This is a genomic window from Kitasatospora sp. MMS16-BH015 (genome assembly GCF_002943525.1).
GTDB lineage: Bacteria > Actinomycetota > Actinomycetes > Streptomycetales > Streptomycetaceae > Kitasatospora.
On sequence record NZ_CP025394.1, the window covers coordinates 706,063 to 731,675 of the forward strand.

A 25,613-nucleotide genomic window follows, 5' to 3' on the forward strand; every position below is an offset into this window, starting at 1 on the left:
CCGGTCCGGGCGCATCGTGGACAGTGAGGAGCCCACTCGGCGGAAGGCCGGTCCGATGACCTCACCCGCCCACCCGGGCGGCTTCTGCGCGGTGAGCCCCGCGCTCCGCCCCGGCGTGCCGCCCGACCGACGCGACCAGGTCGTCCGGGTCCTGCCCGACGGCCGCAGCCCGGTGCTGGTGGAGATGGACCTGGCCCGCGACCCCTCCACCGAGCAGACCCGACAGGACTTCCTCGCCGTGCACCACGAGGCCTTCCGCACGGCCGCCGACCCGCCGCCCGAACCCCGTCCGCTGGCCGCCAGCTACGTGCTCTGCGTGCTGCGCCCGGAGGAGATCCAGCAGCTGCTCGCCCAGGACCGGGGGCCGGACGGGCACGGCCCGCACACGCTGTTCCGGATCTGGCCGGACTACACCCTGCACGCGCACATCGACCGCTCGGTCTCCACCGTCAAGGCCGACGCAGTCCGCCGCGCCTACGCGGCCACCGGCGAGGGCGTGGTCTGGGGCGTACTGGACAGCGGCATCGACGCCGCCCACCCGCACTTCGCCGACGGCACCCTCACCGGCCGGGTGGCCCGGCTGCACCGCGACTTCACCGCCCTCGTCCCGCCGCTGCCCGCCCCGGGCGAGGCCGTGCCGGACGCTCCGCTCACCGACCCGGCGGGCCACGGCAGCCATGTCGCGGGGATCATCGCCGGTGCGCTGCCGCCCGAGGCCCGGCCGCTGATCGGCAGCGTGGAGACGGTGGCCGACGGGCTGCCCAGCTGGGTGGCCCGGGAGCTGGGCCCAGGAAGGGAGTTGGCCGGGATGGCGCCCCGCGCGCAGCTGGTCAGCCTGAAGGTGCTGGCCGAGCGCGGCGGTGAACTGGTCACCTCCTCCAGCGCGGTGATCGAGGCGCTGTACTACATCCGCGAGACGCTCAACACCGGCGGCCGGCTGCTGCTGGTGCACGGGGTGAACCTGAGCTTCGGCTGCCCTTGGGACCCGCGGGACTACGCCTGCGGGTTGAGCCCGCTCTGCCGCGAGGTGAACCTGCTGGCGGCCAGCGGCGTGGTGGTCGTGGTGAGCGCGGGCAACGGCGGCTTCGGCGGCGAATCGCTGCCGGGCGAGGGGAGTTCGGACGCCCGCGCGGTGCTGGCCACCATCACCGACCCGGGCAACGCGGAGGGCGCGATCACCGTCGGTTCCACCCACCGCGACCGGCCGCACGACTTCGGAGTCACCTACAGCTCCTCCAAGGGCCCGACCCTGGACGGCCGGCTCAAGCCCGACCTACTGGCCCCGGGCGAGCACATCACCTCCTGTGCGACCGGTCGGCTGCGGGCCCAACTCGCCACCCTGGCACCGCCCGACCAGGAGATCGCCGCGTACGTGGAGGAGAGCGGCACCTCGATGGCGGCCCCGCACGTCTCGGGCGCGATCGCCGCCTTCCTCTCCGCCCGGCCGGAGTTCATCGGCCGGGCGGGCGAGGTGAAGCAGCTGTTCTGCGCGAACGCGACCTCACTGGGTCGCGACCGCTACCTCGAAGGGCACGGCCTGCTCGACCTGATGCGGGTGATGTCCGCCGTCTGAACTTCCGAGAAACCAACCCGACTTCGGATGTGATGCACCATGGCCGACCCGATCGCCGGGCTGCCGTACTGGCAGGTCCGCTTCGGTAGCGAGGGCGAACTCCTCGACGACGGCGGCCTGTTGGCCGCACTGCCCACCGCCGGGCTGAGCGAGCTGTACCTGCTCTCGCACGGCTGGAACACCTCCACCGCCGGGGCCGCCGGTCTCCACCAGGACATGTTCACCGAACTCTCGCACCAGATCGACCAGTTCGCCCCCGCCCTGCGCGGCAAGGTGGGAGTGGTCGGCCTGTTCTGGCCCTCGCTGCTCTTCCCCGAGGACGACCCTTCCGGGCCCGGCACGCCCTCCACCGGTGCGCAGTTGGCGGCGGCGCTGGCCCCGGCCTTCGCGCCCGCCCAGCAGGCCGGGCTCCAGCAGGCCACCACGCTGCTCGACCAGCAGCCGGCCGACCCGGCCGCCCTCCAGCAGGCCCACGCGCTGATCGGCGGCCTGGTCACCTCGCCGCCGCTCTCCGCGGAGGACAGCGGCGAGCAGGCGGTGCTGACCGGCCCGACCGCCGAGGTCTTCGGCACCCTCTCCGGCCTGGCGAAGGCCGGCACCAGGACCCGCTCGGACGCGGAGGGGCTGCCGAACCCGTTCACCACGCTCTGGCAGGGCGCCCGCGAGGCGCTGCGCACGGCCAGCTACTACGAGATGAAGAACCGCGCCGGGGTGGTGGGCCGGGACGGGCTCGGCCCACTGCTCGGGCGGATCGGCGCGGGCGGGCCCCGGGTGCACCTGATGGGCCACAGCTTCGGGGCCCGGCTGGTCTCCTTCGCCCTGACCGGCCTGCCGGCCGAGAGCGCGCCCACCGTGGGCTCGCTCTACCTGATCCAGGGCGCCTTCTCGCACTTCGGCTTCGCCGCCCCGCTGCCGGTGGACTCCGCCCGCAACGGCTTCCTGGCCGGGTTGGGCGCCAAGGTGGCCGGGCCGTTGCTGGCCACCTTCTCGGCGGCCGACCGCGCGGTGGGCTGGTGGTACCCGGCGGCCTCGATGCTCAGCCACAGCGACTCCGAGAGCGCCACCGACCTCACCTACCGCTGGGGCGGCATGGGCCACGACGGCTTCCAGCAGGACGGCGTGACCCAGTTCGAGCTCCAGGAGGCGGGCACGCCCTACGCCTTCCAGCCGGGGCACTTCCACCGCCTGCACGCCGACGCGGTGATCGCCGCCGACCAGTCCCCGTTCTCCGGCGCGCACAGCGACATCCGCCACCCTCAGGTGCTCTGGCCCGCCCTGGCCGCCGCACTCTGATCAGCCCGTGCTCTCCTCGGCGCGTTCGGGTGAAGCCCGGTGCCTTCTGCCTCTGCGCTCTCGACCTGACGTACCACCAGATCGCCACCGGCACGGGGTTGCCCTCCCGAAACGTCCCAGACCCCGGCCCCTCGTCTAGGGCACGTATTCGGTTGTGATCACGGGGCGGTTTTGGTGAGGTCTTTGATCCAGATCATCGCGCCGCGGAGGTGGAGGCCGGCGAGGTAGCTGCCGGGGGTCTTGTCGTATCGCGTGGCGATGCCTCGCCAGGCCTTCAGCTTGTTGATCAGGCGCTCGACGGTGTTCCGCTCCCTGTAGAGGTCGGTGTCGTGGCTGACGGGCCGGCCGCCCTTGCTGCCTTTCTTCTTCCGGTTGGCGGCCTGGTCCTTCTTCTCGGGGATGACCGCCTTGATACGGCGACCGCGCAGGTGGGCGCGGTTGGCGCGGGAGGAGTAGGCCTTGTCCCCGGCGACCGCGTCGGGCCGGGTGCGGGGGCGGCCGACGGGCCCGCGGACCCGCACCTTCTCCAGGACGGGGATGAACTGCGGGCTGTCGGCGGCCTGCCCCTCGGTCAGAATGAACGCCAGCGGGCGGCACCTGCGCTCGCCGGCGACGTGGACCTTGCTGGTCTGTCCGCCTCTGGAGCGTCCGAGCAGGGCGGCCTTCAGGCGGAGCCTTCGCCTGCGTCGGACGCGTCGGAGCTCGTCCCGTTCCGGGTCGTGTGCGGTGTCCTGTCCGTCTTGTCCCTGCGGGCCGCCCCTTTTTGCCGGGCCTTCTCCGCCTCCTCGGCGGCCTTCTCCAGGTCGGCGAGCGTGTCGGGGTCAAGGTGCATCCCGGCGGCGTCGTGGTGGGCCCGGATGGTGGTGGAATCCACGCTGACCAGCGAGAGGTCCACCTCGCCCCGTCTGGCGGCTTCCGTGATCGCGCCCTCCAGCAGGGCCTCGAACACCCTGGCGTCCCTCCACTGCCGGAAGCGGTTGTGGACGGTCGACCAGGCGCCGAACTCGCTCGGCATCTCCCGCCACTGGCCGCCCGTCCGAAACCGCCAGATCACGCCCTCGAACTGGCGGCGCAGCCGCTCGGGGTACGGGCCGTACTCGCCGATCGGCAGGTACGGCTCGATGAACTCCCACTCGGCATCGGTCAGTTGCACACGCGTCACACAACACGATCTACCGGATCAGGCACGAGCGCGAGGGCGAAACCCACAAAGTGATCACAACCCGATACGTGCCCTAGTCCTCGATGTTGACGCCGTAGTCGCGAGCCAGGGTGTCGAGGCCGTGGTCGAACCCCTGGCCGACCACCCGTAGCCGCCACGACGATCCGCGGCGGTAGATCTCCGCGAGGAGCAGCGTCCGTTCGGTGGTCGCGGCGTCGAGTGTGGACTGGAGGACCGGCCGGGCGCTGATGCCCGCGGCGAGGGTGATCTCCACCGCGCCCACCTCGCCGAAGGTGGCGAAGCCGTCGATGGCAGCGGCGATGGCGATCTTGCGGACCGAGTCAGGCACCGGCGCGAGGTCGACCGTGATCGCTTGCTCCATCGGGCCGTCCGTCGACAGGTGCACGGTGCCGTCCGGGCTCTCCGGGGCCCCGTAGAAAACGAAGTCCTCGTCACGGGCGACCTGTTCGTCCTGGTCGAGGCTGAAGGCGACAACGTCGACCTCGCAGCTGGTCTGCTGGGCCCAGGACGCGCTGACCGTCCAGCTCGTCCCGTCCGTGCTGACCGGCAGATCGGCGACCCCGCCCCTGGGGAGGACCTGGGCGGCCGGCGCCGGTGCGGTGAGCGCCTCCCCCGCGCCGCTGTCGGGCTCCACGGCCGTGGTGTCGGGCCACCCCGGTCGGTGGACGGCCAGCCCGAGCGTTTCGATCCGCTCCATCCGCCGGTCCGCCTCGCCACCGCTCAGCACCACGACGTCGGTCACGGCGGCCGAGAGGTTCACGGCCGCCGCTCCCCCCAGCTCCACGACCCGCGCGCGGGTCGCCGACGCGTCGGCGTGCACTCCCCCGAGTACGAGGACACGTCGGCCCGTCAGCCGTCCGCGCGCCCTCCGTGCTGGACGGCTCCGCGTCGCAGACGGCAGGAGAAGCGGCGGTGGACCCGCGATCGGGGCCCCCTTCGGCCTCGTGCTATGGGCACCGCCGGGGACCTCGTGCGCCACCCCCCGCTGCACGTTCTCGAGCAGACGGCGGAAGTGGCCCTCGTCGACGACTGGGATGCCGTCCGCCATCGCACGCTTCGCCTTGGCCGATCCGGAGCCCAGGTCGTTGGTGACCAGCAGACTGGTGAGTCGGCTGACCGACGACATCACGTTCAGCCCGGCCGCCACCGCCTGATGGACCAACTCCTCCCGGGGCACCGTCGTCTCACCGGTGATGGCGACCTTCATCCCCTGCACCAGCGGACCGCCCTTGGCCAGCCGCCCTGGATTCCGGTAACCGCAGGGAACCTTGGGAGCCGTCGGCCCGTAGCCGAAGCCGCGGCGCGGAGGGCACGCCACCAGCGGCAGCGGCACTCCCAGCCGTGCCGCCTGCGCCAAGGAATGCCGCAGCACGCCGGCCAGTACCCGTGTGTCGTCGAGCGCGTCGTGCGCACGGTGGCGGGCGACGCCGTAGAAGGTCGCCAAGGTGTCCAGGCGCATGTCCCCGGTCGGCGTACCCAGCCGCCGATTCAGTGCCACGGTGCACAGCCGCCTGGACACCGGCAACGGCCTGCCGGCAACGGCGAACTCTCTCGCCAGGAAGTCGTAGTCGAACTGGGCGTTGTGTGCCACCATCACGCGACCCTGCAGCATCAGGCCGACCTGCCGGGTGACAAGGTCGAAGGTAGGCGCGCCACGCAGACGCTCTGCCGTCAGACCGTGGATGTGGACCGGTCCGGGATCGCACCCGGGATCGAGGAGCGTCGAGAACTCGCCGGTCCGCTCTCCTGCCGCGTCGACCGTGATCACTGCGATCGACAGCACCCGGTGCTGTCTCGGGCTCAGCCCTGAGGTCTCCACGTCGACTAGAGCCCAGTCTCCGACGTGACCTGACTCCGCGGTGGGGTCGCCGGACGGTGCAGCCGTGGTCATGAGGGCAAGGATGCACGGGTTCCAGTCCTCTTCGGTCGGATCCACACCTTCGTTTCACCCGTTCGGTTCCAGCTGTCATAGCGGTTCACCCGCATGTCAGTTGTCACATGCGAAGTCACTCAGGCACAGCTCGCGGAGATCGGAGGCGGAGTCGCTCGGGTCGGCGGCGATGTCCAGGCCGGCGACGTGGATGGTCCCCAGCCGGCCGTACGGCCCGGCCACCCGGAGCGTTCGGTGCCGTAGTCCGCCGGGACTCGGGTAGACGATCACCGAGCGAGGGTCTGCACCACGACAGTATCCGGCCATGTAGGTGAGCAGTTGGTGCACATCGGTGGAGCTGACCGGCTTCTGCCCGTACCGCTTGTACTTGGCGTCCACCGGGAGCAGCACCTGCTCGCCCGGAGGGGCCGTGGTGGGGAAGCCGAGCAGCAGATCGGGGTGGAAGCCGGGGTGGCGGGAGAGGTCACCGCTCGTGGTGATCGCCGTCCCGCCGCTGGAGGGAACGATCCGCCCGCCGAGCGGTGTGGCAGCTTCGGCGGCCAGGCGCCGCACCACTGCCTCCCAGAGCCTCGGCAGGTCGAGCAGCAGGCTGTCGGCGTGGTATTCGCCGCCGGAGAGCAGGTCGGTGACACCGCCGCCGCGCAGGAGGAGCCCGGCCCAGGTGTGGGCTGGCCGGTAGCGGATGTTCAGGCGGTGATAGCGGGCTCGGTCGAGGGAGCGCAGGGACGCGGCGGGGGTGGTGTCCCTCGGAAAGGCGGCCGCGAGGTCACGGAGTGCACGGGCGAGCTCCGGGTTGGCCGTAGTGGTGACGGCGGCGGCCAACGCGGCGCCGCAGACCCGGTTCTCCCAGATGTCCGCGTCGCGTTCGAAGGTGCGCACATGCAGCTTGTCGAGCATGCCGAAACGACGGGTGGCCTGTGCCGTGATGTCGAGTCGGCCCCGCAGGACGGGCTCGAGGCGGTCCTTGCCGAGATAGTCGCGGCGCAGCCCGTCCCGCAGGAGCGTCTGGCACTCGGTCAGCAGCCCAGCGGCGACCAGATCGGCGTAGCCGTGCCGGTCCGCGGCCCAGTGCCGCAGCGTGGTCTGATGGGGTACCGGGACGGCGAGGGCGTAGCAGAGCCAGTGGATGAGCTGGTCGCCGGTGAGAGCCATTTTCGGCTCGATGACCAGCCTGAACCGGTCGAGGACGAGTACTCCGACGGTGGCGCCGGCGGTCAGCCGCCAGCCGCGGGGGCCGGCGTCGACGGTGAACCGTCTCTGGCTCTGGAGTCCTCGGAGCCGGGTCAGGTCCCGTTCCGTCAGCTGGTTCTCCGCCAGGTCGAGGGACTCGTACTCACTGATCCGCCGCTCCGGCAGGCTACTCATCGGCTCCGGCCGAGGCCTCGGGGAACTCCGCGACCAGGGTCGTGAGGAAGTCCTTGCTGGGGATTCGGTGGGGCTGGCCGGTCTCGTCCACCAGGCGGCCGAGGATGCGCTGCAGCAGATCGGCGCGGCCGAGGCAGTGGTCTTCCAGCAAGGGGACGACGTCGTGGTGCAGGACTGCTTCGAGTTCCTCTTCGGTGGCGACCGGGCCTCCGCCCCGCAGGAAGTAGGCGTGGCCCAGCTGGTGGTCGGCGTCGAGGTGGCGGGTGATGCGCGTGTTGAGCTCGGAGAAGAACGTGCCGAGGTTCAGCGGGCCGACGAGGCCGGAGACGGCGTCGGGGTCCGGTGCTACGCGTAGGAACGCGAAGCGGCGGCGCACCGCGGCGTCGAGGTGGCTGATGCTGCGGTCCGCGGTGTTCATCGTGCCGATGATCCGGATGTTCGGCGGCACCGAGAAGCGGCGGCCGGTGATCGGCAGGTCGACGGTGAGGCTGCGCTTGTCGAGCTCCAGCAGGGTGATCAGTTCGCCGAAGATGCGCGGCAGGTCGCCGCGGTTGATCTCGTCGATGATCAGCAGGAACGTCCGCTCGGGGTCCTTCTCGGCGGCGGCGCACAGGCGGTGGAACACCCCGTCCGTGGGCTTGAGCGAGAGCCCGGTGCCGGAGGCGTCGGGGTCGGGCTTGAATCCTTCGACGAAATCCTCGTAGCCGTAGGACGGATGGAAGGTCACGAGCTTGATACTGCTGTCGTCGTGCAGTCCGCGCATGGCGCTGTCACGTTCGGCAGGTGCGGCGTCGATGGCCTCGGCCTGGCCGGCGAGCGCCAGGGCCACGCTGAGGGCCAACCGGGTCTTGCCCGTACCGGGCGGACCGTGCAGGATCACCTGACCTTTGCGGTGCAGTGCGTCCAGGACCTGCCGTACCTCGTCCGGGAGTTCGGCAGCGGTCGGTTCCGGTGCGGGACCGGTCTGGGCTCCCGCGGCCCGGGGCCGGCCGGCCCTGATCTCCTTGAGGAGCGGGCGGGACACCTTGGCGAAGGTGGACTGCCACGGCTGCTCCCGGGCAAGGCGCTGGGCGTAGGAGACGTCCCACTCCACCGAGACCAGGTGTCGGTACTCGGAGCGCCCCGGGTCGAAACGGTAGCCGTCAGTGACCGTGCCCAGCCCCAGGACCTCGGACTTGCCGCGGTTGGCGATCACCACGTCGCCGGGTTCGAGATCCCGGAAGTCCAGCAACCGCCGGGCCGCGAGAAGACTGCCACGTGGCTTCGCATCCGGAAGCCGGTCGAGCTCCGCTCGGAGGTCCTCCTCCCCCTCGTACTGGGTCAGGTCTCCGGTGCCGTCCCAGCCGACGCAGATGAACCCGCCGTCGAGGCAGTCCTGCCACAGACGGGCCTTGTCACCGGGCGCGATCTTCCAGACCGTGCGCTGACGCGGCCGCGGGTCGAAGCTCTCATAGAGGAAGGTGGCGACCTCGTCCATCGACCAGTCCTCGAACGCGGGGTGCTTCAGCACCAGGTCGCGCAGGAGCCGGTTCGCCTGCCAGGCCGGCATGTTCCGTTGCGGTACGCCGCCGAGCAGCTCGATGAACCTGCGCAGGTGGGCGGCGGAGTAGATGCGCAGGAAGTGCTCGGGGAAGTACACAGCCAGGGCCTTGGTCACCAGGGCCGGGCCGTACTGCAGGAGTTCCAGATCGTCCAGGGCATCGAAGTCGCCGCGTCCGGCGGCGTCGAAGGCTGCGGTGAACTGACTCCGCAGACGTTCCCACGCCGCTTGGTGGGTACCGGCCTGCTGGAGCGGGGCCGCGAGCCGCCATTCTCCGGAGTGATGCCGGTACATGATGTGCTTCGCGGCGCTGCCGCCCTTGATGCTGCCGAGCTTCGGCGTGCCGAACTCCAGGAGTTGGCAGAAGGACGGGCCGTCCGCAGCGGCACGGTCCAGGCCGAGCGCGTAGCGTTCCAACGGCAGTTCCGCCCAAGCCACCGGTGGGAAATCCGCCGTCACCCGCTGCCGTTCGACTTCGGCTGCCGTGGCCTGCTCGGCGACAGCCGATCGGTCGAACAGGGAGGCGAGGAGCGCTACGTCAGTCCCATCGGTCATTCGATCATCTTTGCACGCGCCTGCTTGGCCATCGTGTGCGGGTCCAGCTGATTACCGGGCGCGGAGCGGCCCCATCGTCCCCGAACCGTCACGGTGCCGCCTGCGAGTACGGACTCTCGCTCGGGCAGTCCGTGGTGCGCGCCGCGGGCGCGTCGGGCTCGGCGAGCGGCCCCAACAGCTCCTCTGCTACCGCCAACAGATACGCAGCTCCTTCAACCCGTTCTGGAAGTTGGATACGAGCCGCTTCGGCGGCGCTCCCGGAGCGAGCTCCAGGCCGGGCAGCTCGGCGACGACACGACGGATCAGGGCCGCCATCTGAACCCTGGCGAGCCGGGCGCCCACGCAGAAGTGCGGGCCGAAACCGAAACTGACGTGATCGTTCGGCGTCCGGACGATGTCGAAGCGGTCCGCGTCAGGAAAGACGGAGTCGTCTCGGTTGGCGGAGGCGTGATAGACGACCACCTTGTCGCCGGCGCGGATCGGCTGCCCGGCGAGTACCAGGTCCCGGGTGGCCGTGCGTCGGAACTCCAGTACCGGCGGCCAGAATCGGAGCATCTCCTCGATCGCCGGGGCGACCAGATCCGGCGATCGCGCCAACCGAAGGGACTGGTCGGGGTGGACGAGCAGGGAGTACAGACCGCCGGGCAGACCATTGCGCAGCGTCTCATTACCGGCGACTCCGAACAGAAAGAACATCGTCTCGAACTCGTCGGCACTCAGTCCGGCTTCCCGCATCCGGGCGACGATGCTTCCTGGGGGTGGCTGTTTGGCGAGCGCGTGGGCGTAGGCGAACATGTCGGCCAGGGCGGCGCGAGAGCGCGGGTTGACCGGGCGGCCGTCGCGGGTGGTGAGGGCGGCGGGCCGGTGGGCGAGCGCGGTGCGGCCCATGCCGGTGAGTTGGGACGGGTCGGCGGTGCTGGACCGAGCGTAGTCGGGATCCTGGTAGCCGATCACGCGGTTCGACCAGTCGACCAGCAGCTGTCGGTCCTGCTCAGGCACGCCAAGAATTCGCCCCAGGGTCCACACGGGCAGGTCAGCGGCGACCGGCACGAAGTCGACCTCGCCCAAGGACCGGATCCTCCGGATGAGTTCGGCCGCGCGCTCCTCGATGGCCGCGGTGAGCTCATGCAGCACACGCGGCGTGAAGGCGGCCGCGACGGCCCGGCGCAGCCGGGAGTGGTCGGGCGGATCCTGATTGAGCATCATCGTCCGGGCGAACTCAAGATCGGCTGTGGTGTCAGGGTCGCGGATCTGGGTCCCGCCAAGGTACGAGGAGAAGTCCTCCGGGCTCCGCAGCACCTGCTTCACGTCCGCGTGCCGCAGCACCGCCCAGTACCCGGGCCCGGCCGGCCAGGCGCCGACCGCCGGCTCCTCCACCCAGCAGACCGGCGCCGCCGCCCGGAGCTCCCGGTAGAGCCCGTACGGCACCCCCTCCGCGTAGGTCCGAGGCTCGAAGATCCCGTTCACCCGCCGCTGTTCCACGCCCATGGCCACCGACCGTACCGCCCCACGGGCCGCCCCACCGGCCGATCCGGCGGGCCGGACGCGCTACTGGCCGACCCGGCCGTCCACGCACTCGCGCAGCAGGTCGGCGTGCCCGCAGTGCCGGGCGTACTCCTCGATCCGGTGCACGATCATCTCGCGGATCGAGAGGCGCTCCCTTCCCACCCGCGCGCCGAGGTCGGCGTGTGCGGCCAACTCCTCGTCCAGCGCGGCCTGTTCCCGCTCCAGGTCGCGGAAGGCGGCCTCGACCACCGCCGGGTCGGCCACCGCGCCGTCGAAGTCCGCGTCCCGGCCCTCGTACAGCTTCGGGAGCGGCTCGCCGTCGGTGATCCAGTTCCGCCAGTCCCGCTCCACCCGGGCCAGGTGGCGGACCAGGCCGAGCAGCGACATCGTGGACGGGGGTACCGAGCGGCGGGCCAGCTGCGCCGCGTCCAGGCCCTCGCACTTCATCCGCAGCGTCAGCCGGTAGTCGTTCAGGTAGCCGACCAGGGTGGCCAACTCCCCGTCCGGGCCCGGGCCCTCGCTGTTGCGAGGGTCGTCCGCCGGGTCCACCCACATGTCGGGGTAGACCGTGGCCACCGTCCACCGCTCGGTCCGCTCGTGTTCGATCCGTTCGCTCATGGGGGCATGGTCGTCCGCAACGGCCGCCCGCGCCAGCGAGTTTCCGGGCTGCGGCCGGGTGGGCAGAATGGGCGGGTGACTCTCTCCACCGCCGAGGCGGACAAGATCCTCGCCGACAACTTCGCCCCCTGGGTCCTGGCGCTGGGGCTCAGCGTGGAACAGACGGGGGCGCAGCACGCGGTGCTGCGGCTGCCTTGGTCGGACCAACTGGCCCGGGAGGGCGGCGGCTTGAGCGGGCAGGCGATGATGGCTGCGGCGGACACGGCCTGCGTGATCGCGATCTGCTCGGCCCGGGAGGGCTTCGAGCCGATGACCACTGTCCAGCAGTCCACCACCTTCCAACGCCCGGTGGTGGGGCGGGACGTGCTGGTGACGGCCCGGATCTCCAAGCTCGGCCGCCGGATGGCCTTCCTCGACATCACCCTCGCCGAGGAGGGCGCCGACCCGGCCGCGCCGGCCGCCCACGCCACCACGGTCTACGCCTTCCCCGGCTGACCCCCGGCGACCACCGGGGTCGGCAACCACGCGGGCCGGTCCGGCGGAATTGGTCCGGTCCGACCCCTACTCCTACGCGCTACCCGGCAGTAGCCTCGCGGTGCCCAACCGTCGGACCCGCTGGAGAGTTACATGCGCACAGCCCTGCTCAGACCCGCCCTGGCCGTCGCGGCGATCGCCGCCGTCCTCGCCGCGGCCACCCCCGCCTCGGCGGCGAGCTCCGCCGCGAAGTCCGCCGCCAAGGACCACGACACGCCGAGGTACTACCTCGCCCTGGGCGACTCCCTCGCGGCGGGCTACCAGTCGCTGCCGGGCGGCGGCCACGAGGTCGGCCACGGCTACGCCCAGGACCTCGCCCGCACCCTGGGCGAGCGCGCCTCGGCCGCGCACCACTCCCTGCGGTTCACCGACCTCGGCTGCCCGGGCGAGACCACCGGCAGCATGATCAACGGCGGCTGCCCGTACCCGCACCCGTACCAGGGCTCCCAGTTGGAGGCCGCCCTGGCCTTCCTCCGCGCGCACCACGGCGACCGCACCCTGGTCACCATCGACATCGGCGCCAACGACGTGGACGGCTGCCTGACCGGCGGCAAGGTCGACCTGCCCTGCGCGCTGAACGGCGTCGGCAAGGTGGCCACCGGCCTGGACACCATCCTCGGCAAGCTCAAGGCCGCCGCCGGCCCGCACACCCGGATCGTCGGGATGAACCTCTACGACCCGTTCCTGGCCGTCTGGCTCACCGGCGAGCAGGGCCGCGCCCAGGCCGGCCTCTCCGTCCCGCTGGCCGACGTGCTCAACACCACCATCGACCTCACCGACGCCGTCCACGGCGTGCCGACCGCCGACGTGGCCAAGGCGTTCTCCACCGACGCCTTCCTCCCGCTGGTGCCGTTCGGCGGCCAGCAGGTGCCGCTCAACGTGGCACGGGTGATGCAGTGGACCAACATGGCCCGGGGCGACATCCACGCCAACGACACCGGCTACCAGGTGATCGCCGACGCCTTCCTGGCCAAGATCTGAGTCGTCGGCTCCCGGCCGGGAACCGACGCGTCGGGCGGTCCCGAAGGACCGCCCGACCGCGACTCGCCCCGCCGGCCGACGCTACTGCGCGCAGATCGCCGAGACGAACTCCGCCACCCGCTCCTGCGGCATGCCTCGCGCGATGTCGGCCTCGCTGATCATGCCGACCAGCTTGTGGTCGGGGTGGTCGATCACCGGCAGCCGGCGCACCCGGTGCTGCTCCATCACCCGCAGCACCTGCTCGGTGTCCTCGTCCGCCTCCACCACCATCGGCCGCCCGAGGGCGAGTTCGCCGGCCGTGAGCACGGCCGGGTCGCGGCCCTCGGCCACGCAGCGGAGCACGATGTCACGGTCGGTGAGGATGCCGAGCAACTTCCCGTTCTCCCCGCAGATCGGCAGCGCGCCCACGTCCCGCTCGCGCATCAACCTGGCTGCCTCGGCCAGCGTCTGGCCGGCCTCCACGCACTCGGCCCCCGGGTGCATGATCTCTTTCGCGGTGGTCATCGCCGTACCTCCTCGACGCGGAGCAGCCGACCCCTCGGTACGGAGCAGCTGGGCCCCTCACTCATCCTGAGCCGCCTCCGGGGCAGGCGCCACCGCAGTCCCGGGCAGCGGCGGCTGCGCCACCGGCCGGTCCAGCAGCTCGTCCAGCGGCGGGAGTTCCGCCGCCGCAGCCTCGGCGGCCTCCACCGCCTCCTTGGTGCCCGCCACCTCCTCGGCCGTGGCCGAAGCGGGCTCCCCGCCCTCCGCCCCGGCCACCCGCTTGGTCGCGGTGTCCAGGAAGCGCAGCAGCTCCACCGGGAAGGGCAGCACCAGGGTGGAGTTCTTCTCCGCCGCCACCTCCACCACGGTCTGCAGCAGCCGGAGTTGGAGCGCGGCCGGGGCGGCGCTCATGATGGTCGCGGCCTCGGAGAGCCGGGCCGAGGCCTGGTACTCGCCGTCGGCCGTGATGATCCGGGCCCGCCGCTCCCGCTCCGCCTCGGCCTGACGGGACATCGAGCGCTTCATCGACTCCGGCAGCGCCACGTCCTTGATCTCCACCCGGTCGATCTGCACGCCCCAGCCGAGCGCCGGGCTGTCGATCATCAGCTCCAGGCCCTGGTTGATCGGCTCCCGGTTGGCCAGCAGGTCGTCCAGTTCGCTCTTGCCGATGATCGACCGGAGCGAGGTCTGCGCCACCTGCGAGATGGCGAACTGGTAGTCCTGCACGTTGACGGTGGCCTGCACCGGGTCGACCACCTTGAAGTACACCACCGCGTCCACCCGCACGGTCACGTTGTCCCGGGTGATGCCCTCCTGGGCCGGGATCGGCAGCGTCACGATCTGCACGTTCACCCGGCGGATTCGGTCGGCCACCGGCAGCAGCATCACCAGCCCCGGCTCCCGCAGCTGCTCCCGCACCCGGCCGAACCGGAACACCACCCCGCGTTGGAACTGCTGCACCACCCGCAGGCTCAGCCCGCAGACCACCGCCACCACGCCCGCCAGTGCGAGCACCGCATCCGCCACGATCATCGCCGTCACCTCGAAGGACCGGCATCCCCCATTCCACGCTACTCCGCCCGGCCGCGACTCCATCCGCTCTACGATCACGGCATGGACCCCGCCGCCCCGCCGCCCACCCTCGCCCTGCTCGACGAGCAGGTCACCCACTGCCGGGCCTGCCCGCGGCTGGTCGAGTGGCGCGAGGAGGCGGCCCGGGTCAAGCGGAAGTCGTACCAGGACTGGGACTACTGGGCCCGGCCGATCCCCGGCTTCGGCCCGCCGGACGCCGCCCTCGTGCTGCTCGGCCTGGCCCCCGCCGCGCACGGCGGCAACCGGACCGGCCGGATCTTCACCGGCGACCCGAGCGGCGACCTGCTCTACGCGACCCTGTACGGCCTGGGCCTGGCCAACCGCCCGGAGTCGGTGCGGGCCGGGGACGGCCTTGAGCTGTACGGGGTGCGGATCACCGACCCGGTGCGCTGCGCCCCGCCCGAGAACAAGCCGACCCCGGCCGAGCGGGACACCTGCCGCCCTTGGCTGGTACGGGAGTTCGACTTCCTCCGGCCGACCGTCCGCTCGATGGTGGCGCTCGGCGGCTTCGCCTGGCAGGCGCTGCTCCCGGTGCTCGCCGCCGCCGGCTACGTGCTGCCGCGCCCGCGCCCGGCCTTCGGCCACGGTGCCCACGTCGTGCTCCCGCACAGCGACGGCGGCCCGCTGCTGCACCTCTTCGGCTGCTACCACGTCAGCCCGCGCAACACCTACACCGGCCGCCTCACCACCCCGATGCTCCGCGACCTCCTCGCCACCGCCGCCGAGACGGCGGGCCTCACCGTCCGGCGCTGACCGGCCCCGGCCGTCAGCCCGCCGGCCGCGCCCTGGCCTCCGCCGCCACCGCCAGCTGCCGCCCGTACAGCACCCCCAGCGCGAACCGGTCGGCCCCCGGCTGCCCGGCCAGCTCCCGCAGCGCGGCGCGCGCCACCACCGCGTCCTGGTACCGCCCGAGCAGCTCCTGCCGCGCCTTCATCCGGGCCGTGAACCGCTCCTTCCCGGCCACCTCGCCCAGGTACCGGGCCCGCTTGGCGGCCTTCCGCGCCCGGTGCAGCTCCTCCTCCCCCATCCCCGGCTCCACCAGCGCCTTCCGCGCGGCCTTCCGGGCCAGCCGCTTCGGCGTGTCCACCGGCTCCGCCGCCCCCGGCAGACCGTCCAACCCCGCGAGCAGCGCGGCGTACCAGTCGCTCGCGAGCGCGGCCACCACCTCGCCCCGCGCCCGGGCCGCCCGCTCGGCCAGCCGCCGCTCCAGCCAGACCGCCACCCGCTCCGGCCCGAGCTCGGCCGGCAGCTCCCGCGCCCCGCCCACCAGCAGCTCACCCACCACCTCGCAGTCCCGCGCCGGAGCCAGCGCCCGCCCCAGCCGCCGCAGCCCCTCCACCGGCTCCGCCGCCGCCGGGCCGTACGCCCGAAGCGCCACCCGCAGCCGTCGGCAGGCGATCCGCAGCTGGTGCACGGCATCGGGCTCCTCGGCCCGCACGGCGGCGTCCAGCGCGAAGACCCGCGCCCGCTGCTCGGCCACCCGGGCCGCGAACAGCCGCGCCCCCTGGTCGGCGCCGGTTGCCATAGGGAAAGGCTAAGCCGGAGTGCCGCCCGAGGGGGCGCCGAAGGCGAGCGGGGCTACGGCCGCAGCTGCACGGCCATCGAGAGCGTGTAGCCGACCAGCGCGCCGAAGCAGGCCACGGCGGTGGCGTGCCGTGCGGTGAAGGGCAGGCCGGCCAGGGCCGGGTAGAGCAGGACGGCGCAGCCGGCGGCGGCGTCGGCCGCGTACAGGCCGCTCGGCGGGACCACCTTGGTGGTGTGGGCCGCCCAGCCGGTGGCGACCAGGAAGCCGGTGAGCAGCACGAAGCCGGAGAGCAGGCCGGCGCCGATGGTGGACAGCGCGGCGTGCGGGGCGGGTGCCTCCTCGTCGGGGGCGAGGGCCGGGCGGAGCCGCTGCGAGATGGCCAGCGCACCGACGGCGATGCTGATGGCGAGGACGGCTCCGAGTACGGGCACGAGGTTCAACTACGACTCCGGGTCTGGATGGGGCCTTGGATGGCGGCGGCGATCGCCGCGGGGAGCAGGACGGTGACGAGCAGCACCACGGACCACACCACCGGGTCGAGCACCGGCGCGGCGGGCGCGGCCGGTGCCACGGCGACGGCGGTGCTCGCCACCGGGTGCGGCACCGGCGGGGTGACCACGGCGGCCACCGGCAGCGGGGCCGGCGGTGTCGGCTTGGGCGTCGGCGGTTTCGGCGCGGGCGGCTTCGGCGGCAGCACCACGGCGTGCGTGACGGTCGGGCTCGGCTTGGCGGGCGCCGGTGCGGCGGGGGTCGGCGGCGGAGTGGGCGCGGGCGGGCTGGGCGGCTCCGGCGGGTGCGGGGTCGGCGGTGCGGGCGGGGTGGGCACCGGCGGTGGGGTCGGCACCGGAGGTGGGGTGGGGACCGGGGGCGTCGGCGGCGAGGGGCAGGGGGGCTCAGGGATCGGCGGGTGCGGAGGGTGCGGTGGGTGGGGCGGATGTGGGGGGTGCGGAGGATGCGGTGGGTGCGGAGGGTGTGTCGGATGCGGCGGCTGGGGCGGTTCCGGGTGATGATTCGGATACGAAGGGCGAGCCGCACCCGAAGGCGCTCCGGTCGGCAGTGACCGGAGGCCGCCGAGCGCGTCCAGTGGGCTCCGGGGGACGTGGTCCATCAGCCGATTGTCGGATCACGCGACATGACAATCGCCACAGAGTCGGTGAATGTCGCCCACAATCGCCCATCCGGGTGATGACCCCTGAACGCCTGCGTGATTAAACGCCTTTGACTCCGGACGGACGTACGACTCGTCCCAGTCCACCCGGTCAGCCCTCTCCCGGCCGTCCGTGACGCCGTGACATACTCCGGGAGATGACTGACGACCAGCCGACCAGGGTGCTGCGGGCAGCGGTGTTCACCGCGCTCGCCGTTCCGCTGTCCGCGCTCGGCCACGTGGTCATCACCGGACGGGCCCTCCCGCTCAGCCTGGTCGCCGCCGCCACCGCGGTGGTGCTGGTGCTCGCGTACCTGGCCGCCGGCCCGCAGCGGCGCTTCCTGCACATCACGGCCGTGCTGGTGCCGGTCGAGCTGCTGCTGAACACCGCCTTCAACCTCGGCCAGGACACCTGTGCCAGCGCCGCCCCCGGCCACGGCGTGGACCTGCTGGTCTGCGGCGGCGGCTCGGTGGACGGTTCGGTGCTCGGCAGCGTCACCCCCGGCACCGCCCAGCTGCTGGTGCTCGCGGTGCACCTGGTGCTCGCCCTGGCCGCCGCCCTCTGGCTGCGGCTCGGCGAAGCGGCACTCACCGGCCTCGCCGAGGCGCTGCGAGCACTCGCCGAGCCGTTCCGGGCGCTGCTCCTGCTGCTTGCCCCGCTGCCCTGCTGCCCCGCCGCGCTCGCCCCGGCCGTGGACGCCGCCCCGGCGCTGCCCCACCCGGGCCAGGTGCTGCTCGGCCCGGCCCCCCGGCGCGGCCCGCCCGCGCTCGCCCTGGCCGCCTGACCCTCCCCGCCACGCCCGGTCCCGTACCCGCACCCGCGCACCCCGGTCAGCCGCCCGCCGCTCCCCCGGCTCCGCCGAGCCCGACGCACCCCGCCGACCTCCGGCCCCGCCCGGCTCGCCGCACCGCGCCGAGCCGTCCGCCCGCGCCACCCGCCCGGGCCACCCCAGCAGCCAGCCTTCCCGAGGCACGCCCCCCGCGCCGCCACACCGGCGCGGCCGTGCGGCCTGCCCGTCACCTCAGGAGTTGACCGACCCGATGAGCACCCAGCAGACCCCGCAGGCCCAGCCGTCCAAGGCCGCGAAGGGCCAGACCGCCCGCGAGCGCCTCGCCGAGGCCCACCAGGCCGAGCTCAAGGCCAACGCCCGCCGCCGCAAGGTGGTGATCGGAGTCTCGGTGGCCGCCGTGATCGCCGTCGCCGGCGCCACCACGCTGGCGATCAGCACCGCCGACCAGGGCTCCACCAAGTCGGTCGCCGTGGCGCCGAACCAGCCGGTGGTCACCCCCGCCAACACCTCCGGCACCGACGGCACCGTGGTCGTCTACGGCAAGGCCGACGCCCCGCACACCCTCAAGGTCTACGAGGACTTCCGCTGCCCGATCTGCAAGCTGCTGGAGTCCTCGGCCGGCCCGGCCGTCCAGGCGGGCGCGGACCAGGGCACGTACAAGATCGAGTACCACCTGGCCGCCTTCCTCGACGACGGCCTCGGCGGCAAGGGCTCGATCACGGCACTGGCCGCCGCCGGCGCCGCGCTCAACGAGGGCACCGACAAGTTCAAGCAGTTCCACGACGTGCTCTACGCCAACCAGCCCGAGGAGAAGGTGGACGGCTTCGGCGACGTCAACCACCTGCTCGACCTGGCCGCGAAGGTGCCCGGCCTGAAGACCGAGGCCTTCACCAAGGCCGTCACCGAGGGCACCTACCTGCCCTGGGCCAAGAAGGTGGCCGACGCCTTCCAGTCCAGCGGTGTCCGGGGCACCCCGACCCTGACCCTCGACGGCAAGCAGCTCCAGGTCTTCACCGGCCAGGGCAAGCCGGTCACCCCGGAGCAGTACGACGCCCTCGTCCGGCAGAGCACCGGCGGCTGACCATGGCCGCGCCCGCTCTGCGGCGTAGCCCCGCCACGGTGGCCCCCGCTCCGGGGGCCGCCCGGGCCTACGCCTGGCTCGTCCTGGTCTGCGGCGCCCTCGGGCTGGCCGCCTCCGCCGTCCTCACCCTCGACAAGCTCCGGCTGCTCGAGGACCCGGCGTACGTCCCGAGCTGCAACATCAACCCGGTGATCAGCTGCGGCTCGATCATGCGCACCGACCAGGCCAGCGCCTTCGGCTTCCCCAACTCGCTGATCGGCCTGGCCGCCTTCGGCGCCGTGCTGGCCGTCGGCGCCGGCCTGCTCGCGGGCGCGACCTACCGCCGCTGGTTCTGGCTCTGCTTCCAGCTCGGCGCCCTGCTCGGCCTCGGCTTCACCTGCTGGCTGGTCTACCAGGCCCTGTACGAGATCGGCGCCCTCTGCCCGTACTGCATGGTGGTCTGGGCCGCCGTCCTCCCCCTCGCCTGGTACACCCTCCTCCACCTCCTCGGCCGCCGCCCCCGCTACCACTGGGTCGTCCCGGCCCTCTGGTACCTCGCGATCGCCCTGCTGGTCCTCAACCGGTTCTGGTACTACTGGCGCACGCTGCTCTGACGGCCGCCCCCGTCGAACGGACCGGTCCGGGCCGGGCGTGTGCATGGACGGCGAGTCCCGGGGCACACGGAGCAAGAATCCCTGCTGGCCAGGGGCGCACGGACAAGGAGAAGACATGTCGTTCCTCTGGGCAATCCTCGCCGGCCTCGTCATCGGCGTGCTGGCGAAACTGGTCGTCCCCGGGCGTCAGCCGATCCCGCTCTGGCTGACCATCCTGCTCGGCATCGTCGGAGGTCTGATCGGCAACGCCTTGGCCGGCGTCTTCGGGGTCCGGGACACCGGCGGGATCGACTGGATCCGGCACATCTTCCAGATCGGCGCGGCGGCGGTACTGATCGCCCTCGTCTCGCCGCTCTGGAGTCGCGGTCGGGCCTGACCGCCCGTCACCGGGAGCCCGCCGTCCGGCCGGACGGCGGGCTCCCGGCCGTCCGGCCGTCACTGCGCCGCCTGGAGTCGGCACCACGGCGTCGAGCCGCCGCCCCGACGTGTCATGCTCCTCGCATGGACGCCAACGACGGCCCCCCGACCGCGCCCTCCGAGTGCCCCGACGACCGGGGTGTCTTCTCCTCGTACCGCTATCTGGCCCACCGGCCACCGGCCACGGACGTGACGGTCGGCGGGGCGGTGTCGGCCGTGCAGGAGGTGCTGGCCGGCGTGCCCGGCTCGGTGACCTTCCTCCAGCCGGTCCCCGGCCCGGACGGCCGCCTCGCCGATCTGCGCTACGCGGCCGCTTCCCCGGACGCGGTGGACATCGGGGGCCGCCGGGGGCAGGAGCTGATCGGACTACGAGTGCTCGAGACCTATCCGGGGGCGGCCGGCACCGAGCTGTGGCAGGGCTATCTCAAGGCTCTGGACACCGGCGAGCCCTACGAGGGCGAGCTGGCGTACGAGGAGGTCGCCGTCGGCATCCCGCACCGCTCCCACTACCGGGTGCGGGCCGTACCGTGCCAGGGCGGACTCGTCGTCTCCTGGACCCGCCTGGACACCGGCGAACGCGAGCGGCGGCGCCTGGGGGTCATGCAGCGGCTGGCCCGGATGGGTTGGGCGGACTGGGACCTGGTCCGCAACGTGATCTCCTGGTCCGACGAGGTCTACACGGTCTTCAACCGCGATCCCGCGCTGGGCCCGATGACCCTGGAAGAGCTGCCCACCCACGTACTCGCCGAGGACCTGCCCGCCCTCGGCACGGCGGTGCGGCACCTGCTGGGCGACGGCGAGCCGATCGACCACACCTTCCGGATCACCACCCCGGACGGCCAGGTGCGGCACCTTCGGATCGTCGCGGAGGCCGAGCTCGACGCGCACGGCGGCCCGGTGGAGGTGCACGGTTTCTTCCAGGACCTCACCGCCGCCAAGCACACCGAGCGGCAGCTCCTCGACCACCAGCAGGCCGTGCTCGCCCAGCAGAGCCAGCTGGCCGCCGAGCGCGGACTGGCCGCCCGGCTCCAGGACACCCTGCTGCCGGTGTCCCACCAGACCCTCCTCCTGGCGGGCCTGACCGTCGACGTCGCCTACCAGCCGCTCCAGGAGGGGCTCAAGCTCGGCGGTGACTGGTACAGCGCCGTCGAACTCCCCGACGGCGACGCACTGTTCGTCGTCGGGGACGTCGCCGGCCACGGACTCGACGCCGTCGCGACGATGGCTCTGCTGCGGTTCACCGCCAAGGGCATGGCCATCACGGGCACGCCGCTGCCCTCCGTGCTCGCCCGCCTCAACACCCTGCTGCTGCACTCCCCGGACCAGGGCTTCGACACCGCGACGATGGTCATGGCCCACTTCGATCCGACCGCCTCCCGGCTCACCTGGGTCCAGGCCGGCCACCCGCCGCCCCTGCTGGTGCGGGACGGCCGGAGCCGCTTCCTGGCCGGGCACCAGGGCACCCTGCTCGGCGCCGTCGACACCGCGCGCTACGAGGCGTCTACCGTCGAGCTGCGGCCCGGCGATCACCTGCTCCTCTACACCGACGGCCTGGTCGAGACCCCGGGCGAGCCGATCGATGCGGGCCTGGCCCGCCTGGCCCGCATCGCTCCGGCCCACGTGAACGACCCGCACTGCGTGGACGCACTCGTGCGCGAGACCGTCGGCCGGCGGGCTCCCCGGGACGACATCTGCGTCCTGCACATCGCCCGCTGACTCCGCCCCGGCCGCGCACGGGCCGCCAGGGCGAGCGTTCCGACCGTTCGACGGCCCGAGGGAGGCTGAATCTCTGTCAGAAAGCACAAGGGCCCTGCCCCCGGGCACCGTGACAGGCTGCCGACACTTGAGCAGTCCACGGCATCCGGAGGTCCCCTGTGCGAGTCCTGTTCACCGCGCCCGGCGCGGTCGGCCACGTCTTTCCGCTGGTCCCGACCGCGCTGGCCCTGCGGGCCGCCGGGCACGAGGTGCTGTTCGCCGGCCAGCAGCCGCTCTCGATCCTGCGGCACACCGGCCTGCCGACGGTCGAGGTAGGCGACGGCGGCGGCCTCCGGGAGGCCTTCGCCCGGGCCCTCCCGCCGGGCACCCGCTTCGCCGACCAGGACCGGACGGAGGAGGAGACCCACGAGCTCAGCGCCCTCGGCTTCGCCGAGTTCGGCCGCTCCACCGTCGAGGGCCTGCTGGCGGTCGGCCGCGGCTGGCGGCCCGACGTGATCGTGCACGAGTCCTTCCAGGGCGCCGCGCCCCTGGTGGCCGCCAAGCTCGGCATACCCGCCGTGCGGCACAACTACGGGGTCACCTCGGCCGGGGCGGCCGCCCGCCTGCGGCGGCTGCTGGCCGAGGACTACCGCATCCACGGGGCCGAGCCCACCGAGTCGGCCACCGTGATCGACGTGGTCCCGGCCTCGCTCGGCGGGGACGGCGGCGGCCTGCGGGTCCGGTACGTCCCGTACAACGGCGGCGGGACGGTGCCGCTCGACCTGCTCGGCCGCGGTGACCGCCCCCGGCTGGCCCTCACCCTGGGCACCGTCTTCACCGACTGGGAGGGCGTCGCGCCCCTCGCCCACCTGATCGACCAGGCCGGCGCCCTGGACGCCGAGGTCCTGCTGGCCGTCGGCGAGGCCGACCTCTCCCCGCTCGGCCCGCTGCCCGCCAACCTCCGCCCGCTCCCCTGGGTCCCGCTCAGCGGCCTGCTCCAGGCCGTCGACGCCGTGGTCCACCACGGCGGCTCCGGCAGCATGATGACCGCCGCCGCCCTCGGCGTCCCCCAACTGATGCTCCCCCAGGGCGCCGACAACTTCACCAACGCCGCCGCCGGCCAGGCGGCCGGCTTCGCCCTCTCCTCCACCCTGGCCGCCGTCGACACCGCCCTCCTCGACCACCTCCTCACCGACGAGGCCCTGCGCAAGTCCGCCGCCGCCACACGCGCCGAGATCGACGCCCTCCCCTCCCCGGCCGACCTGGTCACCGACTTCGAGGCCCTGGTCGGCCAGGTGCACTGATCGCGGAGGAATCTTCCGGCCGGACCGGGGCAGACGAGGTGCGGACCCAGTACCGACCGACCGGAGGACGAGATGAGTGCCAACGACAAGATCGAGAATGCCGCCGAGAAGGCGAAGGGCAAGCTCAAGGAGGGCGCCGGCAAGGCCACCGACGACAAGCGCCTCGAAGCCGAGGGCAAGGCCGACCAGGTCAAGGGCGACGTGAAGCAGGCGGGCGAGCACATCAAGGACGCCTTCAAGCACTGACCGCGAGCCCTTGAGGCGGGTCAGGACAGCGGTGGCCAGGGGCCGGCGAGCAGTCGGGCGGCCTCGGCCACGATCCTGGCGGTGATGGTCTCCAGCGAGGCCTCGAACGCGGGGATCCAGTCCTCGTACGCGACGGCCTCGTCGGAGATCGCGCGCAACGCCTCAGGGCAGTCGAGCCGCCACCAGGCCTCCCGGCGCAGGAGATCGGCGCCGGTGGCCGGGTGGACGGCACCCTCCGCGATCAGGGTGAGCCACCAACGGGCCAGTGCCCAGCGGATCTCGGTCTCCTCTGCGGGCAGACCCGCCAGGAGGCCGAGTTCCTCCATCACCTGCTCGAAGAGCTCCTCCGCCTCCGCCTCCTCGGAGCGCCCGAGGCCCGCGAGCCGGCGGAGCGCGGGCGAATCGACGTCGAGGACGAGGGCGACCAGCCCGGCCTCGATCAGCTTGTCGGCCCCGACCCGACGACCCAGGGCGCGTTCGAGGGCCAGCATCCGCAGGTCGGTGAGCGCCTCCTCGGCGCTACGGGCGTAGGGGGCGTACCTCGTCGTGTAGGTGGCCGGCTCCGGGATGCCGTTGGTCTCCCCCAGGAGGTACGACCAGAACGGGACGGTCGCGTGCGCGCGGTCGAGCTGCGCAGGTCGGCGGGTGAATTCGTGCTGGAGGTAGTCGGCGAGATCCGCCCCGCAGTAGATGACGTCGGTCTGGTGGACCGACAGGACCGGGTGCCCGACCTGCCCGGCGATGCCGGGCAGGTAGCGGTGCCCGAAGACCGGTACGAGCCAGGGGACCTCGGCCAGGAAGACCGTCGCGATCCGGACGGCGGCCTCGGTCTGCTCCGGTCGCCCGCCCCACTCCGGGTACCAGAAACCGTTGCGTCGGACGTCGAAGAGCGTTCCCTCGACCGGCCGCTCGAGGCTGTCGCGCAGCGCCGAGTCCGCACCGTCGCGCCAGTTCGGCCAGCCCTCGCCCAGCGGCAGCCCGGCGCCCAGGAAGACCCGATGGTCGGCCGCGAAGCGGAAACCGAACCGTGCCTCCACCACGTCCAACTCCTGCTCGCTCAGACCGGGCGCGAGGTCGGCACCGTGCAGGCGGTGGAGCGACCGGGCGGCGTCGACGGTGAGCGGACGGGGCTGCTGAGGAGTCACCACCGCACCCTAACCGGCCGGGCTCATCCGTTGATCAGGTTTTTCCTTCGGCAGCGGTCACTGCCGACAGAGCCGTGGCCCGGACCGCCGGCGGCGACGGTCCGGGCCGGGGCGGCCCCGGGGCGGTGGGCGGGCGCCGGGAGGGTGAGCGGCTGTCGTCGGAATGCTCGTCCTCCCGGGCCGGGAGCTGCCCCGGGGCCCGCTTGGTGGGTGGATCGCCCTCGCCGGGCCGGCCGGGCGTCCGGGCGGCCCGGGCGGGGGCTGCGATCCACTCGGTCACGGGCTCAGTCGGCTCTGCCGGGGCCGCCGGAGCTGTCAGGGCCGGAGCTCAGCGTGTGGTCCTCGAGGGCCTCGGCTGCGGCGATCCCCGGCTCGGAGACGGCGGACACGGCCTGCTCGGCCGTTCCGGCGGGCCGGCCGGGCTCGGCTGAGCCGTTGATCCGGCCGGGCTGGGCCGTTCCGGCGGCCTTCCCGGCCTCGGCTGCGCCGTTGGCCCGGCCGGGCCCGGACGTGGTCGGGGCCTGCGGGCCGTCCTCCGGGAGCGAGAGCCACACCTCGCTCGCCCGGCGGGCCCGCCGGCGCCAGACCAAGGCCCCGACCAGGCCCAGCAGGCCCGCGCCCGCGTACCCGGCGGCCCGCCGCCGGACGGCTCGGCGGCGCTGGGCCTTGGTCGGTCCGACGTACGGCGCCAGCCGGTGGTAGCCGCTCCGGAGCTGGTCACCGGTGCGGTCGGCGGCGGTCTCCAACCCGTTCGCCACCGCAGCCACCTTCGGCGCCAGGCCGTCGGCCACCGCAGTGGCCTTCTGCCCCAGGCCGTCCGCGACTTCGGCCGCCTTGTGCCCCAAGCCGTCCGCGACCGCCGCCACCTTCGGTGCCAACTCGTCTGCCGCGGCGGCCACCTTGAGCGGCAGGCTCTCCACCGCCGCCGTCACCTTCGGCACCAGGGCGTGGGCGGTCCGCGTGGCCCGGGTGGCCGCTGCGGCCAGGTTCCTGTTCGTCCTCGTTGCGGTCCGTCGGGCCGCGCGTGTGCGGTTCACGGGGGCTTCCCTCCAGGG

At 73.0% G+C, this 25,613-nt stretch carries 24 protein-coding genes and 1 pseudogene; 12 read left to right on the forward strand and 13 right to left on the reverse strand.

Going from position 1 to position 25,613, the window contains the following annotated elements:
* Positions 1-55: 55 nt before the first annotated feature.
* Both CFP65_RS03085 and CFP65_RS03090 read left to right on the forward strand, forming a co-directional pair.
* The gene (locus CFP65_RS03085; RefSeq protein WP_104814630.1) at positions 56-1,573 is read left to right on the forward strand and encodes a S8 family peptidase; all 1,518 of its coding nucleotides are present in this window, start codon (positions 56-58) and stop codon (positions 1,571-1,573) included.
* Positions 1,574-1,612: 39 nt separating this feature from the next.
* Positions 1,613-2,866, forward strand: a complete 1,254-nt coding sequence (locus tag CFP65_RS03090; protein WP_104814631.1) for a serine/threonine protein kinase — start codon at positions 1,613-1,615, stop codon at positions 2,864-2,866.
* 158 nt (positions 2,867-3,024) lie between these two features.
* On the opposite strand, the pseudogene CFP65_RS03095 reads toward CFP65_RS03090, so the two are convergent.
* From CFP65_RS03095 to CFP65_RS03120, 6 genes and pseudogenes are all read right to left on the reverse strand, one after another.
* Positions 3,025-4,028, reverse strand: a pseudogene (locus CFP65_RS03095) (IS5 family transposase).
* A gap of 73 nt (positions 4,029-4,101) precedes the next feature.
* A complete protein-coding gene (locus CFP65_RS03100) occupies positions 4,102-5,940 on the reverse strand; it encodes a TerD family protein (protein WP_104820617.1) in 1,839 nt (612 codons plus the stop codon).
* Positions 5,941-6,036: 96 nt separating this feature from the next.
* Positions 6,037-7,305, reverse strand: coding sequence for an McrC family protein (locus CFP65_RS03105; protein ID WP_254552193.1), 1,269 nt, complete (start codon positions 7,303-7,305; stop codon positions 6,037-6,039).
* Positions 7,298-9,400 carry an McrB family protein gene (locus CFP65_RS03110; RefSeq protein ID WP_104814632.1) on the reverse strand — a complete coding sequence of 701 codons (2,103 nt, stop codon included), beginning with the start codon at positions 9,398-9,400 and terminating at the stop codon, positions 7,298-7,300. The genes CFP65_RS03105 and CFP65_RS03110 overlap by 8 nt, the downstream gene beginning before the upstream one ends.
* Before the next feature lie 186 nt (positions 9,401-9,586).
* A complete protein-coding gene (locus tag CFP65_RS03115; protein WP_371682351.1) occupies positions 9,587-10,828 on the reverse strand; it encodes a cytochrome P450 in 1,242 nt (413 codons plus the stop codon).
* A gap of 120 nt (positions 10,829-10,948) precedes the next feature.
* Positions 10,949-11,524, reverse strand: a complete 576-nt coding sequence (locus CFP65_RS03120; RefSeq protein WP_254552194.1) for a DinB family protein — start codon at positions 11,522-11,524, stop codon at positions 10,949-10,951.
* 75 nt (positions 11,525-11,599) lie between these two features.
* Here CFP65_RS03120 and CFP65_RS03125 point away from each other — a divergent pair, with 75 nt between their 5' ends.
* Entirely contained in the window at positions 11,600-12,019 is a 420-nt protein-coding gene (locus tag CFP65_RS03125) for a PaaI family thioesterase (RefSeq protein ID WP_104814633.1), read from the forward strand.
* Positions 12,020-12,151: 132 nt separating this feature from the next.
* Positions 12,152-13,039, forward strand: a complete 888-nt coding sequence (locus tag CFP65_RS03130; protein ID WP_104814634.1) for an SGNH/GDSL hydrolase family protein — start codon at positions 12,152-12,154, stop codon at positions 13,037-13,039.
* Between the two features lie 81 nt (positions 13,040-13,120).
* Here the strand turns inward: CFP65_RS03130 and CFP65_RS03135 are convergent, their stop codons facing one another.
* The gene (locus CFP65_RS03135; protein ID WP_104814635.1) at positions 13,121-13,543 is read right to left on the reverse strand and encodes a CBS domain-containing protein; all 423 of its coding nucleotides are present in this window, start codon (positions 13,541-13,543) and stop codon (positions 13,121-13,123) included.
* A gap of 57 nt (positions 13,544-13,600) precedes the next feature.
* Entirely contained in the window at positions 13,601-14,554 is a 954-nt protein-coding gene (locus CFP65_RS03140) for a slipin family protein (RefSeq protein ID WP_104814636.1), read from the reverse strand.
* A gap of 81 nt (positions 14,555-14,635) precedes the next feature.
* Here CFP65_RS03140 and CFP65_RS03145 point away from each other — a divergent pair, with 81 nt between their 5' ends.
* On the forward strand, positions 14,636-15,367 hold the full coding sequence (locus CFP65_RS03145; protein WP_104814637.1) for a uracil-DNA glycosylase: 732 nt from the start codon (positions 14,636-14,638) through the stop codon (positions 15,365-15,367).
* Positions 15,368-15,380: 13 nt separating this feature from the next.
* Here the strand turns inward: CFP65_RS03145 and CFP65_RS03150 are convergent, their stop codons facing one another.
* Genes CFP65_RS03150 through CFP65_RS39915 form a run of 3 tightly spaced genes read right to left on the reverse strand, consistent with a single transcriptional unit; the run spans position 15,381 to position 16,983 of the window.
* Positions 15,381-16,139 (reverse strand): CHAD domain-containing protein, encoded by a 759-nt coding sequence (locus CFP65_RS03150; RefSeq protein WP_104814638.1) that lies wholly within the window; start codon positions 16,137-16,139, stop codon positions 15,381-15,383.
* Positions 16,140-16,192: 53 nt separating this feature from the next.
* Positions 16,193-16,579, reverse strand: a complete 387-nt coding sequence (locus CFP65_RS03155; protein WP_104814639.1) for a hypothetical protein — start codon at positions 16,577-16,579, stop codon at positions 16,193-16,195.
* Positions 16,576-16,983: a hypothetical protein gene (locus tag CFP65_RS39915; protein WP_158701996.1), complete on the reverse strand. Its 408-nt coding sequence runs from the start codon at positions 16,981-16,983 to the stop codon at positions 16,576-16,578. The genes CFP65_RS03155 and CFP65_RS39915 overlap by 4 nt, the downstream gene beginning before the upstream one ends.
* A gap of 461 nt (positions 16,984-17,444) precedes the next feature.
* Here CFP65_RS39915 and CFP65_RS03165 point away from each other — a divergent pair, with 461 nt between their 5' ends.
* The 7 genes from CFP65_RS03165 (at position 17,445) to CFP65_RS03195 (ending at position 23,413) form a co-directional block, all read left to right on the forward strand.
* Positions 17,445-18,071, forward strand: a complete 627-nt coding sequence (locus tag CFP65_RS03165; RefSeq protein ID WP_254552195.1) for a hypothetical protein — start codon at positions 17,445-17,447, stop codon at positions 18,069-18,071.
* Positions 18,072-18,327: 256 nt separating this feature from the next.
* A complete protein-coding gene (locus tag CFP65_RS03170) occupies positions 18,328-19,158 on the forward strand; it encodes a thioredoxin domain-containing protein (RefSeq protein WP_104814641.1) in 831 nt (276 codons plus the stop codon).
* 2 nt (positions 19,159-19,160) lie between these two features.
* On the forward strand, positions 19,161-19,751 hold the full coding sequence (locus CFP65_RS03175) for a vitamin K epoxide reductase family protein (RefSeq protein WP_104814642.1): 591 nt from the start codon (positions 19,161-19,163) through the stop codon (positions 19,749-19,751).
* Positions 19,752-19,866: 115 nt separating this feature from the next.
* On the forward strand, positions 19,867-20,127 hold the full coding sequence (locus CFP65_RS03180; protein ID WP_104814643.1) for a GlsB/YeaQ/YmgE family stress response membrane protein: 261 nt from the start codon (positions 19,867-19,869) through the stop codon (positions 20,125-20,127).
* 125 nt (positions 20,128-20,252) lie between these two features.
* Positions 20,253-21,884, forward strand: coding sequence for a PP2C family protein-serine/threonine phosphatase (locus tag CFP65_RS03185; RefSeq protein ID WP_158701997.1), 1,632 nt, complete (start codon positions 20,253-20,255; stop codon positions 21,882-21,884).
* A gap of 158 nt (positions 21,885-22,042) precedes the next feature.
* Entirely contained in the window at positions 22,043-23,167 is a 1,125-nt protein-coding gene (locus tag CFP65_RS03190; RefSeq protein ID WP_104814644.1) for a nucleotide disphospho-sugar-binding domain-containing protein, read from the forward strand.
* A 72-nt stretch (positions 23,168-23,239) separates the two neighbouring features.
* A complete protein-coding gene (locus tag CFP65_RS03195) occupies positions 23,240-23,413 on the forward strand; it encodes a CsbD family protein (protein ID WP_104814645.1) in 174 nt (57 codons plus the stop codon).
* Positions 23,414-23,433: 20 nt separating this feature from the next.
* Here CFP65_RS03195 and CFP65_RS03200 read toward each other — a convergent pair whose 3' ends face one another.
* The gene (locus tag CFP65_RS03200; RefSeq protein ID WP_254552196.1) at positions 23,434-24,558 is read right to left on the reverse strand and encodes a hypothetical protein; all 1,125 of its coding nucleotides are present in this window, start codon (positions 24,556-24,558) and stop codon (positions 23,434-23,436) included.
* A 284-nt stretch (positions 24,559-24,842) separates the two neighbouring features.
* The gene (locus CFP65_RS03205; protein ID WP_158701998.1) at positions 24,843-25,595 is read right to left on the reverse strand and encodes a hypothetical protein; all 753 of its coding nucleotides are present in this window, start codon (positions 25,593-25,595) and stop codon (positions 24,843-24,845) included.
* Positions 25,596-25,613: the final 18 nt, after the last annotated feature.

Excerpts from the sequence above, each read along its gene's own strand:
- CFP65_RS03185 (WP_158701997.1), top strand. The coding sequence starts at position 20,253 with ATGGACGCCAACGACGGCCCCCCGACCGCGCCCTCCGAGTGCCCCGAC.
- CFP65_RS03090 (WP_104814631.1), top strand. The coding sequence starts at position 1,613 with ATGGCCGACCCGATCGCCGGGCTGCCGTACTGGCAGGTCCGCTTCGGT.
- CFP65_RS03105 (WP_254552193.1), bottom strand. The coding sequence starts at position 7,305 with ATGAGTAGCCTGCCGGAGCGGCGGATCAGTGAGTACGAGTCCCTCGAC.
- CFP65_RS03195 (WP_104814645.1), top strand. The coding sequence starts at position 23,240 with ATGAGTGCCAACGACAAGATCGAGAATGCCGCCGAGAAGGCGAAGGGC.
- CFP65_RS03085 (WP_104814630.1), top strand. The coding sequence starts at position 56 with ATGACCTCACCCGCCCACCCGGGCGGCTTCTGCGCGGTGAGCCCCGCG.
- CFP65_RS03100 (WP_104820617.1), bottom strand. The coding sequence starts at position 5,940 with ATGACCACGGCTGCACCGTCCGGCGACCCCACCGCGGAGTCAGGTCAC.
- CFP65_RS03120 (WP_254552194.1), bottom strand. The coding sequence starts at position 11,524 with ATGAGCGAACGGATCGAACACGAGCGGACCGAGCGGTGGACGGTGGCC.
- CFP65_RS03165 (WP_254552195.1), top strand. The coding sequence starts at position 17,445 with ATGACTGACGACCAGCCGACCAGGGTGCTGCGGGCAGCGGTGTTCACC.
- CFP65_RS03180 (WP_104814643.1), top strand. The coding sequence starts at position 19,867 with ATGTCGTTCCTCTGGGCAATCCTCGCCGGCCTCGTCATCGGCGTGCTG.
- CFP65_RS03110 (WP_104814632.1), bottom strand. The coding sequence starts at position 9,400 with ATGACCGATGGGACTGACGTAGCGCTCCTCGCCTCCCTGTTCGACCGA.
- CFP65_RS03175 (WP_104814642.1), top strand. The coding sequence starts at position 19,161 with ATGGCCGCGCCCGCTCTGCGGCGTAGCCCCGCCACGGTGGCCCCCGCT.
- CFP65_RS03140 (WP_104814636.1), bottom strand. The coding sequence starts at position 14,554 with ATGATCGTGGCGGATGCGGTGCTCGCACTGGCGGGCGTGGTGGCGGTG.
- CFP65_RS03170 (WP_104814641.1), top strand. The coding sequence starts at position 18,328 with ATGAGCACCCAGCAGACCCCGCAGGCCCAGCCGTCCAAGGCCGCGAAG.
- CFP65_RS03145 (WP_104814637.1), top strand. The coding sequence starts at position 14,636 with ATGGACCCCGCCGCCCCGCCGCCCACCCTCGCCCTGCTCGACGAGCAG.
- CFP65_RS03150 (WP_104814638.1), bottom strand. The coding sequence starts at position 16,139 with ATGGCAACCGGCGCCGACCAGGGGGCGCGGCTGTTCGCGGCCCGGGTG.
- CFP65_RS03130 (WP_104814634.1), top strand. The coding sequence starts at position 12,152 with ATGCGCACAGCCCTGCTCAGACCCGCCCTGGCCGTCGCGGCGATCGCC.
- CFP65_RS03135 (WP_104814635.1), bottom strand. The coding sequence starts at position 13,543 with ATGACCACCGCGAAAGAGATCATGCACCCGGGGGCCGAGTGCGTGGAG.